Genomic DNA, 15,463 nt, shown 5'->3' on the forward strand with positions numbered 1-15,463 from the left:
GCAATGTGATAGTTGCAAAGCAGTAAAAAGCTTTAGTACCAAGAAGTTGTTGTGCTAATCGAAGTTTTGGAAATCGTCCACCTCATCAGTCTGCTTTCGGCGGGCTGCCGGGACCAAGACTGACCGCGAATGTGCATTGTGTGCAGAGCGGGTTAAGTTGGGAAAGAAAATACTATGATTCAAACTGAAAGCCGGCTCGAAGTAGCCGACAACACTGGTGCCCGCGAAGTAATGTGCATCAAGGTGCTGGGCGGTTCAAAACGCCGTTACGCTAGCATTGGCGATGTGATTAAAGTCACCGTTAAGGTCGCAGCACCACGTGGTCGTGTGAAAAAAGGCGAAATTTATAACGCAGTTGTTGTGCGTACTGCCAAAGGCGTTCGTCGTCAAGACGGTTCCCTGGTCAAGTTCGACGGCAATGCAGCAGTTTTGCTGAACGCAAAACTGGAGCCAATTGGCACGCGTATTTTTGGACCGGTTACACGTGAATTGCGCACTGAGCGCTTCATGAAAATCGTTTCTCTTGCGCCTGAAGTTCTGTAAGGAGTCGTGATGGATAAGATTCGTAAAAGCGACGAAGTCATTGTGCTGACCGGCAAAGACAAAGGCAAACGTGGCGTTGTGCAACGCCGTGTTGATGCTAACTATGTGGTTGTCGAGGGTGTCAACGTTGCTAAAAAAGCGACCAAGCCTAACCCAATGACAGGCGCAACTGGTGGCATCGTCGATAAGTTGATGCCAATTCATGTGTCGAATGTTGCATTGTTCAATGCTGCAACCGGCAAGGCAGATCGTGCTGGCTTTAAAGATGTGGACGGTAAAAAAGTCCGCGTTTACAAGTCTAGCGGCGAAGCAGTGAAGGTTTAAGAAATCATGGCCCGTCTCCAAGAATTCTATAAAGAAAAAGTCGTTGCCGACCTGACCGCAAAATTTGCGTACAAGTCGTCGATGGAAGTTCCGCGCATCCTGAAGATCACCCTGAACATGGGTTTGTCGGAAGCGGTTGCGGACAAGAAAATCATCGAACACGCAGTTGGCGATTTGACCAAGATTGCTGGCCAAAAGCCGGTAGTTACCAAAGCGCGTAAAGCGATTGCGGGTTTCAAAATTCGCGAAGGTTATCCAATTGGTTGTATGGTGACTTTGCGTGGTGCTCAGATGTATGAGTTCCTTGATCGTTTCATCACAGTTGCGTTGCCACGTGTGCGCGATTTCCGTGGTGTGTCCGGCAAGGCGTTCGATGGGCGCGGCAACTACAATATCGGTGTGAAAGAGCAGATCATTTTCCCCGAAATTGAGTACGACAAGATTGATGCATTGCGTGGTATGAATATCAGTATCACGACAACTGCAAAGACCGACGATGAAGCAAAAGCGCTTCTCGCCGCATTTAAATTTCCGTTCAGAAACTGAGGTTGCCATGGCAAAACTGGCACTGATTAACCGTGAACAAAAGCGTGCAGACCTGGTAAAGAAATATGCCGGCAAACGCGCTGAGTTGAAGGCGATCATTGATGACCAATCGAAGTCGGAAGAAGAGCGCTACGAAGCGCGCCTGAAATTGCAGGCGTTGCCACGTAACTCGGCTCCTACTCGTCAACGTAATCGTTGCACTTTGACTGGTCGCCCCCGTGGCACTTTCCGTAAGTTCGGTTTGGGCCGTATTAAGCTCCGTGAAATCGCCATGCGTGGTGAAATTCCGGGTATGACTAAAGCCAGCTGGTAATAGGAGAATAAGCAATGAGTATGAGCGATCCTATCGCCGATATGCTGACCCGTATCCGCAATGCGCAAGTAGTGCAAAAGACTTCGGTAGCAATGCCGTCGTCCAAAGTCAAAATCGCAATTGCAAACGTCCTCAAGGACGAGGGTTACATTGAAGACTTCGCCGTAACAGAAGCTGCTGGTAAGGCAGAGCTGAAAATCGGTTTGAAATATTATGCAGGTCGTCCAGTCATCGAGCGCTTGGAGCGCGTATCCCGTCCAGGATTGCGCATTTACAAGGGCAAGGACGATATTCCAAACGTCATGAACGGTTTGGGTGTGGCAATTGTGTCGACACCAAAAGGCGTTATGACTGACCGCAAAGCGCGCGCAACCGGTGTCGGTGGCGAAGTGATTTGCTACGTCGCCTAAGGAGTGCAAGATGTCTCGTGTAGGTAAAATGCCGATTGCACTGCCTAGTGGCGCGGAAGCGACTATCACTGCAGCTGCAATCACAGTTAAAGGCCCGTTGGGTAGCCTGTCCCAGTCCTTGAATGGCCTGGTGAACATTGAAAACAACAACGGTACGCTGAATTTTAAAGCCGCTAACGACAGCCGCGAAGCAAATGCGATGTCGGGTACCTTGCGCGCATTGGTCAATAACATGGTCACTGGCGTAACTAAAGGCTTTGAAAAGAAATTGACGCTTATTGGCGTTGGTTACCGTGCGGCTGCGCAAGGTGACAAGCTGAATCTTTCGTTGGGTTTCTCGCATCCAGTCGTGCACCAGATGCCGCAAGGCGTCAAAGTCGAAACGCCGACCCAAACTGAGATCCTGATTAAAGGGATTGATCGACAAAAAGTTGGTCAGGTGGCTGCTGAAGTTCGTGCGTACCGCGAACCTGAACCTTATAAAGGTAAGGGCGTTCGTTATTCGGACGAAGTGGTTGTGATTAAAGAAACCAAGAAGAAGTAAGGGTTGACGATGGATAAGAAACAATCACGTCTGCGCCGCGGACGCCAAACTCGAGCCAAGATTGCCGAGTTAAAGGTGAATCGCCTGGCAGTGCATCGCACCAACTTGCACATCTACGCCAGCATCATCGGTCCGGACGCCACAGTATTGGCATCCGCCTCGACACTCGAAGCTGAAGTTCGCCAAGAGTTGGCTGGTCAGTCCGGCAAAGGCGGTAACGTTGCCGCTGCTGCACTGGTAGGCAAGCGCGTTGCAGAAAAAGCACTGAAAGCAGGAATCGCCGAAGTTGCGTTCGATCGCTCCGGTTTCCGTTATCACGGCCGCGTCAAAGCAGTTGCTGAAGCTGCGCGTGAAGCTGGTCTGAAGTTCTAAGGAAGAATCGTCATGGCAAAAATGCAATCCAAAATGCAAAGCGATAAGCCGGATGATGGCATGCGCGAAAAAATGATCGCGGTCAACCGTGTGACCAAAGTGGTCAAGGGTGGTCGTATCATGGGTTTCGCAGCATTGGCTGTAGTCGGTGATGGCGATGGCCGCATCGGCATGGGCAAAGGCAAATCGAAAGAAGTGCCGGTCGCAGTGCAAAAAGCAATGGAAGAAGCGCGCCGCAAAATGATCAAAGTAACGTTGAAGAACGGTACTTTGCAACACACAGTTACCGGTAAGCACGGTGCGTCGTCAGTTTTGATGCTGCCAGCTAAAGACGGTACTGGTGTGATCGCTGGTGGTCCTATGCGCGCAATTTTTGAAGTAATGGGTGTAACGAACGTTGTGGCGAAATCCACTGGTTCGACCAACCCTTACAACATGGTTCGTGCAACTCTGGACGGCCTGGCAAAGATGAACACTGCTTCGGAAATTGCTGCTAAGCGCGGTAAATCTGTTGAAGAAATCCTGGGCTAAGGTGAGCGCAATGGCAAACACAGTTAAAGTTAAATTGGTCAAAGGTTTGATCGGTACCCGCGAAACACATCGCGCTACCGTTCGCGGCCTGGGCTTGCGCGGTATCAACTCGGTATCCGAGTTGGAAGACACACCGGCAGTTCGCGGCATGATTAACAAAGTATCGTATCTCGTGAAAGTAGTGTCGTAAGCCTCGGCTTGCACACGGAGAAAATCATGGAATTGAATAGCATTCAACCAGCTGACGGCGCTAAGCACTACAAACGCCGCGTCGGCCGTGGCATCGGTTCCGGTCTGGGTAAGACATCGGGCCGTGGTCACAAAGGTCAAAAATCCCGTTCAGGCGGTTTCCATAAAGTCGGTTTCGAAGGCGGTCAAATGCCTTTGCAACGTCGTTTGCCTAAGCGTGGTTTCAAATCGCTGGCAACACCATACAAAGCAGAAGTTCGCTTGTCCGACCTGGAAGCATTGCCAGTAACGGAAATCGATATCCTGGCATTGAAACAAGCTGGTGTAATCGGTGAGCTGGCACGTGTAGTTCGCGTTATCCTGTCCGGTTCGATCACTAAAAAAGTGACCGTCAAAGGCTTGATCGCAACTAAAGGTGCAAAAGCAGCTATCGAAGCAGCTGGCGGTTCGGTTGCGTAAGTTTGTAGTCTGATAACGGAGTAAACATTGGCGACTACTCCTCAGCTTGCTAAGGGTGCGACAAGTGGATTTCCATGGGGGCGCCTCTGGTTCTTGCTCGGTGCATTGGTAGTATTTCGTATTGGTGCACACATTCCTGTACCAGGAATTGATCCGGAACAGTTAGCGCAGTTGTTTAAGCAAAATCAAGGCGGCATTCTGGGCATGTTCAACATGTTCTCCGGTGGCGCGTTGTCCCGCTTTACGATTTTCGCTCTCGGTATCATGCCGTACATCTCTGCATCGATCATCATGCAGTTAATGTCGGTAGTGTCTCCGCAGTTGGAAGCATTGAAGAAAGAAGGCGAATCAGGCCGTCGTAAGATCACTCAATACACGCGCTACGGCACGTTGTTGTTGGCGACCTTCCAGGGCTTGGGTATCGCAGTGGCGCTGGAATCGCAGATTGGCCTGGTTATTGATCCAGGTATGGCGTTCCGCCTCACAACAGTGATTACGCTGGTAACCGGCACCATGTTTTTGATGTGGTTGGGCGAACAGATTACCGAACGCGGTTTGGGTAACGGTATCTCGATCATCATCTTTGCAGGTATCGCAGCAGGTTTGCCAAGTGCAGTTGCAGGTTTGTTTGAGCTGGTTCGCACTGGTTCGATGAATGCACTGTCGGCAATTCTGATCTGTGTAGTAGTTGCTGCAGTAACGTATCTGGTTGTGTTCATTGAGCGCGGCCAACGCAAGATCTTGGTGAACTATGCCAAGCGTCAAGTGGGTAACAAGATTTACGGTGGTCAAAGCAGTCATTTGCCGCTGAAGCTGAACATGGCTGGTGTGATTCCTCCAATTTTCGCCTCGTCGATCATTTTGTTCCCGGCGACGATTACGAGCTGGTTCACATCGGGGGAAACGACAAGCAAGTTCGTCGGCTTCCTGAAAGATCTGGCCGCCTCGATGGCACCAGGCGAACCGATTCATGCTTTGCTGTATGCTGCTGCGATTGTTTTCTTCTGCTTCTTCTATACCGCTTTGGTATTTAACAGCAAAGAGACAGCCGATAATTTGAAGAAGAGTGGCGCGTTCGTTCCAGGCATACGTCCTGGTGACCAAACCGCTCGGTATATTGATAAGATTCTGACTCGGTTGACATTAGCTGGCGCGGTCTACATTACGCTGGTGTGTTTGCTGCCTGAGTTCTTGATCGCACGCTGGAAGGTGCCGTTCTATTTCGGTGGAACATCACTTCTGATTATTGTGGTGGTAACGATGGACTTCATGGCACAGGTGCAAAACTACGTGATGTCGCAGCAATATGAATCGTTGCTCCGCAAAGCGAATTTCAAGGGCGGGATTCCAACGCGCTAAGCGCGACGGAAAACGGGCGAACGAATGGCAAAAGACGACGTAATCCAAATGCAGGGGGAGATTCTAGAAAATCTCCCGAACGCAACATTTCGAGTTAAGTTGGAAAATGGGCACGTAGTGCTTGGTCATATTTCAGGAAAAATGCGTATGAACTATATACGCATTCTCCCTGGCGACAAGGTGACGGTAGAGTTGACACCTTATGATTTAAGTAGGGCACGTATTGTGTTCCGTACTAAGTAACTTTAAAAACGAATCAAGAACTGTAAGAAAGAGGGCAAAAATGAAAGTGCTCGCATCAGTTAAGCGGATCTGCCGCAACTGTAAGATCATCAAGCGCAAGGGCGTCGTTCGAGTAATTTGCATCGAACCGCGTCATAAGCAGCGCCAAGGTTAATTTAACGTTATTGATTGAGGAATAACGAATGGCACGTATCGCAGGGGTAAACGTACCCAACCACCAACATACCGTAATCGGCTTGACAGCGATTTATGGTATTGGCCGCCCACGTTCGCAAAAAATTTGCGAAACCGCTGGTGTTCCGACCACTAAAAAGGTCAAAGATCTGGACGACAACGAGCTCGAGAAGCTGCGCGATGAGATTGCAAAATTCATCGTTGAAGGCGATCTGCGCCGTGAACTCTCGATGAACATCAAGCGCCTGATGGACTTGGGTTGCTATCGTGGTATGCGTCATCGCAAAGGTCTGCCTTGCCGTGGTCAACGTACCCGTACGAATGCACGTACTCGCAAGGGTCCGCGTAAAGCAGCACAATCGCTGAAGAAATAATTCAAGTAAGCAGTTCGATTAGACGTCGGATTCAAGGAAAGAATAATGGCAAAAGCACCTAATAACGCCGCAGCAGCACGTGTGCGTAAGAAAGTTAAAAAGAACGTTGCTGAAGGCATCGCGCACGTACACGCGTCTTTCAACAACACCATCATCACGATCACCGATCGTCAAGGCAATGCGCTGTCATGGGCAACGTCTGGCGGTGCTGGCTTCAAGGGTTCGCGTAAATCGACTCCGTTTGCAGCGCAGGTTGCAGCTGAAGCAGCAGGTAAAGTCGCGATCGAATGCGGCATCAAGAATCTGGAAGTTCGCATCAAGGGCCCAGGCCCAGGCCGTGAATCGGCTGTGCGTGCGTTGAACAATCTCGGTATCAAAATTACCCAGATTCAAGACGTTACACCAGTGCCACATAACGGTTGCCGCCCACCTAAGCGTCGTCGTATCTAAGCATTTGTTGTATCAACGGTAGTTTGTAGTACCGTAATTCGCCCGCCAAAGACCTTGGCGGGTTTTGTTCTTAAGCCCACCGTCTGTTGCAAGCCGCACAGACTAGCGCTCAATGAATTTGTGATGAATTTTAATAAACAAAAAATTCATTCGGAGCGTCATATATTTAAAGGAAACTCTCGTGGCACGTTATATTGGACCTAAAGCTAAGCTCTCCCGTCGTGAAGGTACCGACCTTTTCCTGAAAAGCGCACGTCGTTCGCTGGACTCGAAATGCAAACTTGATTCGAAACCTGGTCAACATGGTCGCACTTCCGGTGCTCGTACCTCTGACTACGGCAATCAATTGCGTGAGAAGCAAAAAGTTAAACGCATGTACGGCATCCTGGAACGTCAATTCCGCCGCTACTTTGCAGAAGCAGACCGTCGTAAAGGCAACACCGGTGAAACACTGTTGAAGTTGCTGGAAGCGCGTCTGGACAACGTTACCTACCGTATGGGTTTCGGTTCGACCCGTGCTGAAGCGCGTCAACTGGTTTCGCACAAAGCGTTCACCGTCAACGGTATCGTTGTCAATATCGCTTCGTACCAAGTTAAACCAGGCGACGTAATCGCTGTTCGTGAAAAATCGAAAAAGCAAGCGCGTATCGTTGAAGCCCTGTCGCTGGCTGAGCAAACCGGTATGCCTTCGTGGGTTTCGGTTGATGCGAAGAAAATGGAAGGCACCTACAAGGCAGCTCCAGATCGCAGCGAAATCGCTAACGACGTCAACGAATCGCTGATCGTCGAATTGTATTCCCGTTAATAAAGAATCCCGGCCCACCTTCTGGTGGGCTTTTCTCGTAATGCCATCAGCCTTATCGGTGTAATGAGCCGAGGGTATTGAAAAGGACATTTCATGCAAAACAGTTTGTTGAAGCCACGTATTATTGAAGTTGAAGTGCTCGGTGCTGGTCACGCTAAAGTCGTGATGGAACCGTTTGAACGCGGCTACGGCCACACACTGGGTAACGCGCTGCGTCGCGTCCTGTTGTCCTCGATGGTTGGCTACGCGCCGACAGAAGTGACAATCGCTGGTGTTGTGCACGAATATTCTTCACTCGACGGCGTGCAGGAAGACGTTGTTGATCTGTTGTTGAACCTGAAGGGCGTTGTGTTCAAGTTGCACAACCGTGACGACGTCACCCTGACCCTGAAGAAAGACGGCGAAGGCGCAGTGTTGGCATCCGATATCGAATTGCCACACGACGTAGAACTGGTTAATCCGGATCACGTGATCGCTCACCTGACCGCTGGCGGCAAACTCGACATGCAAATCAAAGTCGAAAAAGGCCGTGGTTATGTACCAGGTAACGTACGTCGCCTGTCCGAAGATACCAACAAGACCATTGGTCGTATCATCCTGGACGCTTCGTTCTCGCCTGTACGTCGTGTTTCCTACGCTGTTGAATCGGCTCGCGTTGAACAACGTACCGATCTGGACAAACTGGTTATCAACATCGAAACCAACGGTGTGATCTCGCCAGAAGAAGCGATCCGTCAATCGGCACGCGTTCTGGTTGATCAACTGAATGTATTCGCTGCTCTGGAAGGTACAGAAGCACCGGCAGATGCTCCATCGCGCGCACCTGCAGTTGATCCTATCCTGTTGCGCCCAGTTGATGATCTGGAACTGACAGTACGTTCGGCTAACTGCCTCAAAGCAGAAAACATTTACTACATTGGTGATCTGATCCAACGTAGCGAAAATGAACTGTTGAAAACGCCTAACCTCGGCCGTAAGTCCCTGAACGAAATCAAGGAAGTACTGGCATCCCGTGGTTTGACTTTGGGCATGAAACTCGAAAACTGGCCACCAGCTGGTTTGGAGAAGTAATTAGTAACGGGGATAGGGGCAACCCTATCCCTTTTGTAGTAAAATCCACCGTCGTAAAAATATAGATACCGGTCCGCGTCCCTGCTTCAGGTAGTGGCGATAGAAGAACTGGATTTAAACTCAACTAGAAAGGTATTACCATGCGTCACCGTCACGGCCTCCGTAAATTAAATCGTACCTCTTCGCACCGTCTCGCGATGTTGCGCAACATGACTGTTTCCCTGCTGCGTCACGAAGCAATCAAAACCACGTTGCCAAAAGCAAAAGAACTGCGTCGCGTTATTGAACCGATCCTGACCTTGGGCAAAACTGACAGCCTGGCAAACAAACGCCTCGCATTCAACCGTCTGCGCGATCGTGAAATGGTTGTCAAACTGTTCGCTGAATTGGGCCCACGTTACGCTAACCGCAACGGCGGCTACCTGCGTATCCTGAAAATGGGTTTCCGCGTTGGCGACAATGCACCTATGGCTTTCGTTGAACTGGTTGATCGTCCAGACACCACCGAAGCAGTAGAAGACAACAGCGGCGAATAAGCCAGCCATCGCATAGCGATAGCAAATATAAAAATGCCAGGCCTAGCCTGGCTTTTTGCTTTTCTGCGCTGTCATCTGGCAGGCCAGCTTGTGGCAAGATGGGCATAATTAATCAAGAGCCATGTGCCTATGACTGATACCGCCATACTTGCTGTCACCGACCTGCATAAGTCCTTTGGTCGCAACGGCAGCGGTAGTAAAGTAATCGACGGCCTTTCTTTCTCCCTGCGTCGTGGCGAGTGTTACGGTTTGCTGGGACCGAATGGTGCGGGCAAGACGACCACGCTACGCTTGTGCCTGGGCCTGACTGCGCCAGATAGCGGCAGCATTACCCTGGTCGGACATGCGATTCCGGATCATGCGCGCGAGGCACGCACCCGTGTCGGCGTCGTGCCGCAGGGAGATAATCTTGATCCTGACTTTACGGTAGAAGAAAACCTGCTGGTGTTCGGCCGCTATTTTGGCTTGCCGGACAAAACCATTCTTGCGCGCATCCCATCCTTGTTGGAGTTTGCCAATCTCACCAATAAAAAGGATGCACAAATAGGCGAGTTATCCGGCGGTATGCGGCGACGCCTGACACTGGCACGTGCCTTGGTGAACGATCCCGATCTGATCTTCATGGATGAGCCAACTACCGGGCTGGATCCGCAAGCGCGCCACATGATCTGGGAACGTCTCAAAACCTTGCTGGCGCGTGGCAAAACCATATTCCTCACCACCCACTTCATGGATGAAGCAGAGCGCTTGTGCGACCGCCTGGCCGTGATGGATTACGGTCAGCTGATCGCCGAAGGCTCGCCACGCGAACTGATCGCGCAGCATATAGAAAGCCAGGTGCTGGAAGTGTATGGCGATGGCGCGGCTGCATGGGGCGCGCAGCAAGGGCGGGCGCAGGCAGCGCGCTACGAAGTCAGTGGCGAAACCATCTTCTGCTACACGGATGACGCGCAGCCTTTGCTGCATGGCCTTGCACACACTGCTAACGTTCGTTACGTACACCGGCCAGCGAATCTGGAAGATGTGTTCCTCAAGCTAACCGGTCGGGAGATGCGAGATTGAAATCGACCAACTACACATTCCCGGCATTCTCCACGCGCGCGTTCCCGATCTGGCAGCGCAACTTCCTGGTATGGAAAAAACTGGCTGGCGCCAGCGTGCTGGGTAATATTGCCGATCCCTTGATTACCTTGCTCGCTTTCGGTTATGGTTTGGGCAGTCTGCTGACCCACGTCGATGGCATTCCGTACATCCAGTACCTCGCTTCCGGCTCTATCTGCATGTCCATCATGATGGCGGTTTCGTTTGAAGCGCTGTACTCGGCATTCTCGCGCATGCATGTGCAAAAGACTTGGGAAGCGCTGCTGAATGCGCCACTGGCATTGGATGATGTGGTGCTGGCTGAGATGCTGTGGGCGGCGACCAAAGCGCTGATTTCCGGCCTGGCGATTTTGCTGGTGATCTTCGCCCTAGGTATAGGTCTGCACCCGCATACATTGCTGGTGTTGCCCTTGCTGTTCCTGATCGGGATGATGTATGCTTCACTGGGGCTGATCGTGAACGCGTTGGCTAAAGGTTACGATTTTTTCACCTACTATTTCACGCTGGTACTGACGCCTATGGTTTTCTTGTCAGGCGTGTACTATCCGGTAGCGCAGTTACCCGGATGGTTGCAAGGCATAGCCAGCGTCTTGCCGCTGGGAGCGGCGGTGAACCTGGTGCGACCGTTGCTGCTTGGTCATTGGCCATCTGCACCTTTGTTGGATATCGGTATATTGCTGGCTTACTGCATTGTTGCCTTTTATGCAGCGATCGTGTTGACGCGTAAGCGTTTGTTGAATTGAACGAAGGACGGATGGCGATGTCGATACCAGCGCAAGTATTGCTTGTGTGTAGCAATGTGCCAGATCTGGAGTGTGCGAAAAAACTGTCGCGGCATTTGCTCGAACAGCAACTGGTTGCCTGCGTCAATATTCTGCCCGCCGTACACTCGATGTATCGCTGGCAAGGTGTGCTGGAGGAGGCAAGTGAAGTGATGTTGCAGATCAAAACAACGCAAGCACGTTATGCCGAGGTAGAAGCTGCGATCAAGGCTTTGCATCCATATGAAGTGCCTGAAATTATTGCCTTTCCTGTCACTGAAGGTGCGTCAGCTTATTTGGACTGGGTACGACAGGAAACCAACAAGGATAGAAATGTTTAAGATTCAGATGCCAGTTCCGCTGGACATACAGCGTATGATGACATCATTGCTGCATAAATTCATGCTGGCCTTGAGTTGCATGCTCATGCTTGCGCTGCTGACGCCGCTGGCACATGCAGATGAAGAGTTCCTCGCGCCGGAAGTGGCGTTTAAATTCTCGGCGCGCATGGACGATGCGCAAACCATAGCCGTCACCTACGCCATCGCAGATGGCTATTACATGTACCGCGAGCGCTTTGCATTCAGGGCCAACGGTGCAACGCTAGGCGAGCCGCAGATCCCTGACGGCAAAATCAAATTCGATGAAACCTTCCAGAAAGACGTAGAGACCTTCCGCAACAGCGTAACGGTACGGATACCAGTAGAGGCTAGTGCGCCATTCACGCTGATCTCGACCAGCCAGGGTTGTTCCGATAAGGGCTTGTGCTATTCGCCTATAGATACCGAGGCGCGTTTCTCGGTGAGTGATGGCAAGGTCGCCTTGCTCACATCGTCCGCAGCTGGATCAGGCGAGCAAGCTGGCGGCGCTCTGCCTGAAACCGAAATGGGGCAGATCGAAAGCTCGCTGAAAAGCGGCAAGCTGCTGACCATATTGCCGCTGTTCTTCCTGCTCGGATTGGGTCTCGCGTTTACGCCTTGTGTGCTGCCTATGGTGCCTATTCTTTCCAGCATTATTGTCGGTGAAGGCACGCAGGTAAAACGCAGCCGCGGTTTCATACTGGCGCTGGTGTATTCGCTGGGTATGGCGATTGTTTATACGCTGCTCGGTACCGCTGCCGGTCTGGTAGGCGAAGGACTGGCCGCAGCCTTGCAGAATCCGTGGGTGCTCGGCACTTTTGCGGTGTTAATGGCGGTGCTGGCGCTGGCGATGTTCGGCGTTTATCAATTGCAGATGCCGGCCGCGATACAAACGCGCCTGACGCAAGCATCAGAGAAGCAATCTGCAGGCAAGCTGATAGGTGTATTTGTGATGGGCGCCATATCGGCGCTGATCGTTGGTCCATGTGTCGCCGCACCGCTGGCTGGTGCTTTGGTGTACATCAGCCAGACGCGTGATGTGATGATAGGTGGCAGCGCGCTGTTTGCAATGGCGATAGGCATGAGTGTGCCTTTGCTGCTGGTCGGCTTGTCGGCAGGTGCATTGTTGCCACGTGCTGGTATGTGGATGGATGCAGTCAAGCGCTTTTTTGGCGTGCTGATGCTGGCGGTGGCTTTGTGGATGGTATCGCCGGTGATTCCTGCGGTCGCACAAATGCTGGGCTGGACGGCACTGTTCGTAGGCTACGGCGCTTATTTGTTGTGGGGCGCAAAAGGCGGCTGGTTCTCCAAGGCAGTTGGCCTGGTGTGCGTGGTACTCGGTATGTTGCAACTGGTAGGTGTAGCGACTGGTGGCCGTGATGCGCTGGCGCCACTCGAACACTTGCAAGGCGAGCGGCAGGAGAAGGTCACGTTTAAACGGGTGAAAACAGTAGCAGATCTGGATGCTGCTTTGGCACAGTCCAAGGGCAAGCATGTGATGCTGGATTTCTACGCGGATTGGTGTGTCTCCTGTATCGAGATGGAGAAGCTGACTTTCACCGATAAACGTGTGCGTAATCACTTCTCTGAAATGGTCTTGCTGCAGGTGGATGTCACGGCGAATGATGCCGAGGATAAAGCCATGTTGCGACGCTTCAATTTATTCGGGCCGCCTGGCATTATTTTCTTTGATAAAGCCGGACAGGAAATCCAGGGTGGTCGTGTGATCGGATTTCAGAATGCCGATAAATTCACGCAATCACTGGAGCTGATCAAGCAATTTTAAGCGCGGCCCGGCTTGCGCTATGATCATAGCTTCCCGTTATTTGTATAGTTGTTATTTGTCGTTGGGAAAGCAGTCTGACCAGGCTATAGTCAGACATTGATGATTACGAAGCGAAGGAGAAAGCAATGACTTTACGTTTAGGCGATACTGCCCCCGATTTCGAACAAGATTCGTCGATCGGCAAAATTAAATTCCACGAATGGGCAGGCGATTCCTGGGTTGTTTTATTTTCGCATCCGGCTGACTTTACGCCGGTCTGCACCACCGAGCTGGGCCTGACTGCCAAGCTGAAACCAGAATTCGACAAGCGCAATGTGAAAGCGATTGCCCTGTCCGTTGATCCGGCTGACAAACACGTTGAGTGGATCAAGGATATCGAAGCGACACAAAAAACCGTCGTCGGTTTCCCTATCGTTGCAGATGCCGACAAATCGGTTTCTACTTTGTACGACATGATCCATCCAAATCAATCGGCGACTGCTACCGTGCGTTCGCTGTTTGTGATCGATCCGCAAAAGAAAATCCGCCTCACCATTACTTACCCTATGAGCACCGGCCGCAACTTCGATGAAGTCTTGCGCGTGATCGATGCACTGCAACTGACCGATGGTTATACCGTTGCGACACCAGGCAACTGGCGTGATGGTGACGATGTCATCATTCCGCTGACCGTGCAGGATGAAGCCGTCATCAAGCAAAAGTATCCTAAGGGCTTCAAAGCTGAGCGTCCTTATCTGCGCCTGACACCACAGCCGAATAAGTAATCTGAACGCAGTAAATAAAAAAAGCATCCATTTGGATGCTTTTTTTAATGGGGTGTATGGTTGCTCGCTAAATGTTTGGTGATGACGGCACCAACAATCCCGGTAGCAAGTGCGATGATGATCACATAAGCTGCAGGATTGCGTAGCCCAACAAAGTCAGCGATCAAAACTAATACTGCTGCAATGATAAGCTCGGAGACAAGCGTAAACAGAAGTGTTCTCTTACTCTGTGCAGGCAGCGTACCTCGTCTATGCAGAACCCACACGCTGGGCACCCACAATATTGCTAAGACGACCGTTATTCCTATTAATGGAAATAAAAATAGGAATAAGGAGTCGCTCATCTGATTTTGCCTTGCGGGTTTTAGCCTAGCTTCAAGCGGCGCGCGATATCGCGTGCAAAGTAAGTCAGCACGCCATCAGCACCTGCACGTTTGAAGGCGATCATGGATTCCATCATGGTTTTGTCATGATCCAGCCAGCCTTGTTGTGCCGCCGCTTTGATCATCGCGTATTCACCGCTGACTTGATAGGCAAAGGTCGGAACCTTGAATTCATCTTTGACCCGACGCACGATATCGAGATACGGCATGCCGGGTTTGACCATGACCATGTCGGCGCCTTCCGCCAGGTCCAGCGCCACTTCGCGCAAGGCTTCATCGCTGTTGGCAGGATCCATCTGGTAAGTCGATTTATTACTTTTTCCCAGCGTCGCCGACGAGCCAACCGCATCACGGAACGGGCCGTAGAAAGCCGACGCATATTTGGCGGAGTAAGCCATGATGCGGGTGTAGATATGGTGGTGTGATTCCAGTGCCGAGCGTATTGCAGCGATGCGACCGTCCATCATATCGGAAGGCGCGACGATGTCTACTCCCGCTTCGGCTTGTGCCAATGCCTGTTTGGTGAGGATGGCGCAGGTCTCGTCGTTGAGTACATAGCCATGCGCATCCAGCACGCCGTCCTGGCCGTGGCTGGTGTACGGGTCGAGCGCAACATCTGTCAATATTCCGAGCTCGGGGAAACGCTTCTTCAGTTCGCGCACAGCGCGTGGTACCAGGCCATTCGGATTGCAGGCTTCGATGCCGTCCGGTGTTTTCAATGATGCCTGGATGACTGGGAAGAGCGCCATGACAGGGATGTTCAGCTCCACGCATTCTTCCGCCACGCTCAGCAGCAAATCGACCGACAGGCGTTCTACGCCCGGCATCGACGCCACCTTCTCACGCTGATTTTCACCTTCGGTAATGAAGACCGGATAAATCAGATCCGCCGGAGTGACGACGTGCTCGCGCATCATGGCGCGTGAGAATGCGTCCTTGCGCATACGGCGCATGCGCAGGGCAGGGAATTGTGCGTTTTGTATAAGTTTGGACATGGCAGTTTTCAGCGAAATGAGGGTGGTCTAAATTACTTAAAAACGAAACGGAAAAAATAAATGAAACTTTT

Annotated in this window: 25 protein-coding genes; 23 read left to right on the forward strand and 2 right to left on the reverse strand. The window is 51.4% G+C overall.

The window, feature by feature from the left end:
• The first annotated feature begins 174 nt into the window (after positions 1-174).
• The 23 genes from rplN to IXC47_RS11415 all read left to right on the forward strand — a co-directional run bounded on the left by rplN (position 175) and on the right by IXC47_RS11415 (position 14,014).
• On the forward strand, positions 175-543 hold the full coding sequence (gene rplN, locus IXC47_RS11305; protein ID WP_014004403.1) for a 50S ribosomal protein L14: 369 nt from the start codon (positions 175-177) through the stop codon (positions 541-543).
• Between the two features lie 9 nt (positions 544-552).
• Entirely contained in the window at positions 553-867 is a 315-nt protein-coding gene (gene rplX / locus IXC47_RS11310) for a 50S ribosomal protein L24 (RefSeq protein WP_012081240.1), read from the forward strand.
• Between the two features lie 6 nt (positions 868-873).
• Positions 874-1,413, forward strand: coding sequence for a 50S ribosomal protein L5 (gene rplE, locus IXC47_RS11315; RefSeq protein WP_175624652.1), 540 nt, complete (start codon positions 874-876; stop codon positions 1,411-1,413).
• 7 nt (positions 1,414-1,420) lie between these two features.
• Complete coding sequence (gene rpsN, locus IXC47_RS11320; protein WP_041296706.1) at positions 1,421-1,726, forward strand: 30S ribosomal protein S14; 306 nt, start codon at positions 1,421-1,423, stop codon at positions 1,724-1,726.
• 14 nt (positions 1,727-1,740) lie between these two features.
• A complete protein-coding gene (gene rpsH / locus IXC47_RS11325; RefSeq protein ID WP_012081237.1) occupies positions 1,741-2,136 on the forward strand; it encodes a 30S ribosomal protein S8 in 396 nt (131 codons plus the stop codon).
• Between the two features lie 10 nt (positions 2,137-2,146).
• Entirely contained in the window at positions 2,147-2,680 is a 534-nt protein-coding gene (gene rplF / locus IXC47_RS11330) for a 50S ribosomal protein L6 (RefSeq protein WP_175624653.1), read from the forward strand.
• Positions 2,681-2,689: 9 nt separating this feature from the next.
• Positions 2,690-3,052 carry a 50S ribosomal protein L18 gene (rplR, locus tag IXC47_RS11335; protein WP_012081235.1) on the forward strand — a complete coding sequence of 121 codons (363 nt, stop codon included), beginning with the start codon at positions 2,690-2,692 and terminating at the stop codon, positions 3,050-3,052.
• 12 nt (positions 3,053-3,064) lie between these two features.
• Positions 3,065-3,583 carry a 30S ribosomal protein S5 gene (gene rpsE / locus IXC47_RS11340; protein ID WP_012081234.1) on the forward strand — a complete coding sequence of 173 codons (519 nt, stop codon included), beginning with the start codon at positions 3,065-3,067 and terminating at the stop codon, positions 3,581-3,583.
• A 10-nt stretch (positions 3,584-3,593) separates the two neighbouring features.
• On the forward strand, positions 3,594-3,773 hold the full coding sequence (gene rpmD, locus IXC47_RS11345; protein WP_011872511.1) for a 50S ribosomal protein L30: 180 nt from the start codon (positions 3,594-3,596) through the stop codon (positions 3,771-3,773).
• A 26-nt stretch (positions 3,774-3,799) separates the two neighbouring features.
• Positions 3,800-4,231, forward strand: coding sequence for a 50S ribosomal protein L15 (gene rplO / locus IXC47_RS11350; protein WP_012081233.1), 432 nt, complete (start codon positions 3,800-3,802; stop codon positions 4,229-4,231).
• Between the two features lie 27 nt (positions 4,232-4,258).
• On the forward strand, positions 4,259-5,590 hold the full coding sequence (gene secY, locus IXC47_RS11355; RefSeq protein WP_012081232.1) for a preprotein translocase subunit SecY: 1,332 nt from the start codon (positions 4,259-4,261) through the stop codon (positions 5,588-5,590).
• A gap of 24 nt (positions 5,591-5,614) precedes the next feature.
• The gene (gene infA / locus IXC47_RS11360; protein WP_005663428.1) at positions 5,615-5,833 is read left to right on the forward strand and encodes a translation initiation factor IF-1; all 219 of its coding nucleotides are present in this window, start codon (positions 5,615-5,617) and stop codon (positions 5,831-5,833) included.
• Positions 5,834-5,873: 40 nt separating this feature from the next.
• A complete protein-coding gene (rpmJ, locus tag IXC47_RS11365) occupies positions 5,874-5,987 on the forward strand; it encodes a 50S ribosomal protein L36 (protein ID WP_012081231.1) in 114 nt (37 codons plus the stop codon).
• 28 nt (positions 5,988-6,015) lie between these two features.
• On the forward strand, positions 6,016-6,381 hold the full coding sequence (rpsM, locus tag IXC47_RS11370) for a 30S ribosomal protein S13 (protein WP_124574231.1): 366 nt from the start codon (positions 6,016-6,018) through the stop codon (positions 6,379-6,381).
• A gap of 45 nt (positions 6,382-6,426) precedes the next feature.
• Entirely contained in the window at positions 6,427-6,831 is a 405-nt protein-coding gene (gene rpsK, locus IXC47_RS11375) for a 30S ribosomal protein S11 (RefSeq protein ID WP_007875349.1), read from the forward strand.
• Between the two features lie 181 nt (positions 6,832-7,012).
• The gene (rpsD, locus tag IXC47_RS11380; RefSeq protein WP_175624655.1) at positions 7,013-7,636 is read left to right on the forward strand and encodes a 30S ribosomal protein S4; all 624 of its coding nucleotides are present in this window, start codon (positions 7,013-7,015) and stop codon (positions 7,634-7,636) included.
• A gap of 93 nt (positions 7,637-7,729) precedes the next feature.
• Positions 7,730-8,707 (forward strand): DNA-directed RNA polymerase subunit alpha, encoded by a 978-nt coding sequence (locus tag IXC47_RS11385; protein WP_012081228.1) that lies wholly within the window; start codon positions 7,730-7,732, stop codon positions 8,705-8,707.
• 140 nt (positions 8,708-8,847) lie between these two features.
• Positions 8,848-9,243: a 50S ribosomal protein L17 gene (gene rplQ, locus IXC47_RS11390; RefSeq protein WP_012081227.1), complete on the forward strand. Its 396-nt coding sequence runs from the start codon at positions 8,848-8,850 to the stop codon at positions 9,241-9,243.
• A gap of 129 nt (positions 9,244-9,372) precedes the next feature.
• Positions 9,373-10,305 carry an ATP-binding cassette domain-containing protein gene (locus IXC47_RS11395; RefSeq protein WP_175624657.1) on the forward strand — a complete coding sequence of 311 codons (933 nt, stop codon included), beginning with the start codon at positions 9,373-9,375 and terminating at the stop codon, positions 10,303-10,305.
• Positions 10,302-11,087 carry an ABC transporter permease gene (locus IXC47_RS11400; protein WP_195875700.1) on the forward strand — a complete coding sequence of 262 codons (786 nt, stop codon included), beginning with the start codon at positions 10,302-10,304 and terminating at the stop codon, positions 11,085-11,087. The genes IXC47_RS11395 and IXC47_RS11400 overlap by 4 nt, the downstream gene beginning before the upstream one ends.
• 17 nt (positions 11,088-11,104) lie before the next feature.
• A complete protein-coding gene (cutA, locus tag IXC47_RS11405; protein ID WP_175624659.1) occupies positions 11,105-11,446 on the forward strand; it encodes a divalent-cation tolerance protein CutA in 342 nt (113 codons plus the stop codon).
• Entirely contained in the window at positions 11,439-13,250 is a 1,812-nt protein-coding gene (gene dsbD, locus IXC47_RS11410) for a protein-disulfide reductase DsbD (RefSeq protein WP_195875701.1), read from the forward strand. Before cutA ends, dsbD begins: the two co-directional genes overlap by 8 nt.
• Positions 13,251-13,375: 125 nt before the next feature.
• Entirely contained in the window at positions 13,376-14,014 is a 639-nt protein-coding gene (locus IXC47_RS11415) for a peroxiredoxin (RefSeq protein WP_175624660.1), read from the forward strand.
• 44 nt (positions 14,015-14,058) lie between these two features.
• On the opposite strand, the gene IXC47_RS11420 is transcribed toward IXC47_RS11415, so the two are convergent.
• Together IXC47_RS11420 and hemB are read right to left on the reverse strand one after the other, a co-directional pair.
• Positions 14,059-14,358 carry a hypothetical protein gene (locus IXC47_RS11420; RefSeq protein ID WP_175624661.1) on the reverse strand — a complete coding sequence of 100 codons (300 nt, stop codon included), beginning with the start codon at positions 14,356-14,358 and terminating at the stop codon, positions 14,059-14,061.
• A gap of 20 nt (positions 14,359-14,378) precedes the next feature.
• A complete protein-coding gene (gene hemB, locus IXC47_RS11425) occupies positions 14,379-15,392 on the reverse strand; it encodes a porphobilinogen synthase (RefSeq protein WP_175624662.1) in 1,014 nt (337 codons plus the stop codon).
• Positions 15,393-15,463 lie beyond the last annotated feature (71 nt).

The organism is Herminiimonas contaminans, from assembly GCF_015645465.1.
Classification (GTDB): domain Bacteria; phylum Pseudomonadota; class Gammaproteobacteria; order Burkholderiales; family Burkholderiaceae_D; genus Oxalicibacterium; species Oxalicibacterium contaminans.

What these genes read in the sequence shown, in the direction of transcription:
- rplN (WP_014004403.1), top strand. Translation starts at nt 175, where the DNA reads ATGATTCAAACTGAAAGCCGGCTCGAAGTAGCCGACAACACTGGTGCC.
- rplX (WP_012081240.1), top strand. Translation starts at nt 553, where the DNA reads ATGGATAAGATTCGTAAAAGCGACGAAGTCATTGTGCTGACCGGCAAA.
- rplE (WP_175624652.1), top strand. Translation starts at nt 874, where the DNA reads ATGGCCCGTCTCCAAGAATTCTATAAAGAAAAAGTCGTTGCCGACCTG.
- rpsN (WP_041296706.1), top strand. Translation starts at nt 1,421, where the DNA reads ATGGCAAAACTGGCACTGATTAACCGTGAACAAAAGCGTGCAGACCTG.
- rpsH (WP_012081237.1), top strand. Translation starts at nt 1,741, where the DNA reads ATGAGTATGAGCGATCCTATCGCCGATATGCTGACCCGTATCCGCAAT.
- rplF (WP_175624653.1), top strand. Translation starts at nt 2,147, where the DNA reads ATGTCTCGTGTAGGTAAAATGCCGATTGCACTGCCTAGTGGCGCGGAA.
- rplR (WP_012081235.1), top strand. Translation starts at nt 2,690, where the DNA reads ATGGATAAGAAACAATCACGTCTGCGCCGCGGACGCCAAACTCGAGCC.
- rpsE (WP_012081234.1), top strand. Translation starts at nt 3,065, where the DNA reads ATGGCAAAAATGCAATCCAAAATGCAAAGCGATAAGCCGGATGATGGC.
- rpmD (WP_011872511.1), top strand. Translation starts at nt 3,594, where the DNA reads ATGGCAAACACAGTTAAAGTTAAATTGGTCAAAGGTTTGATCGGTACC.
- rplO (WP_012081233.1), top strand. Translation starts at nt 3,800, where the DNA reads ATGGAATTGAATAGCATTCAACCAGCTGACGGCGCTAAGCACTACAAA.
- infA (WP_005663428.1), top strand. Translation starts at nt 5,615, where the DNA reads ATGGCAAAAGACGACGTAATCCAAATGCAGGGGGAGATTCTAGAAAAT.
- rpmJ (WP_012081231.1), top strand. Translation starts at nt 5,874, where the DNA reads ATGAAAGTGCTCGCATCAGTTAAGCGGATCTGCCGCAACTGTAAGATC.
- rpsM (WP_124574231.1), top strand. Translation starts at nt 6,016, where the DNA reads ATGGCACGTATCGCAGGGGTAAACGTACCCAACCACCAACATACCGTA.
- rpsK (WP_007875349.1), top strand. Translation starts at nt 6,427, where the DNA reads ATGGCAAAAGCACCTAATAACGCCGCAGCAGCACGTGTGCGTAAGAAA.
- IXC47_RS11385 (WP_012081228.1), top strand. Translation starts at nt 7,730, where the DNA reads ATGCAAAACAGTTTGTTGAAGCCACGTATTATTGAAGTTGAAGTGCTC.
- rplQ (WP_012081227.1), top strand. Translation starts at nt 8,848, where the DNA reads ATGCGTCACCGTCACGGCCTCCGTAAATTAAATCGTACCTCTTCGCAC.
- IXC47_RS11395 (WP_175624657.1), top strand. Translation starts at nt 9,373, where the DNA reads ATGACTGATACCGCCATACTTGCTGTCACCGACCTGCATAAGTCCTTT.
- cutA (WP_175624659.1), top strand. Translation starts at nt 11,105, where the DNA reads ATGTCGATACCAGCGCAAGTATTGCTTGTGTGTAGCAATGTGCCAGAT.
- dsbD (WP_195875701.1), top strand. Translation starts at nt 11,439, where the DNA reads ATGTTTAAGATTCAGATGCCAGTTCCGCTGGACATACAGCGTATGATG.
- IXC47_RS11415 (WP_175624660.1), top strand. Translation starts at nt 13,376, where the DNA reads ATGACTTTACGTTTAGGCGATACTGCCCCCGATTTCGAACAAGATTCG.
- IXC47_RS11420 (WP_175624661.1), bottom strand. Translation starts at nt 14,358, where the DNA reads ATGAGCGACTCCTTATTCCTATTTTTATTTCCATTAATAGGAATAACG.
- hemB (WP_175624662.1), bottom strand. Translation starts at nt 15,392, where the DNA reads ATGTCCAAACTTATACAAAACGCACAATTCCCTGCCCTGCGCATGCGC.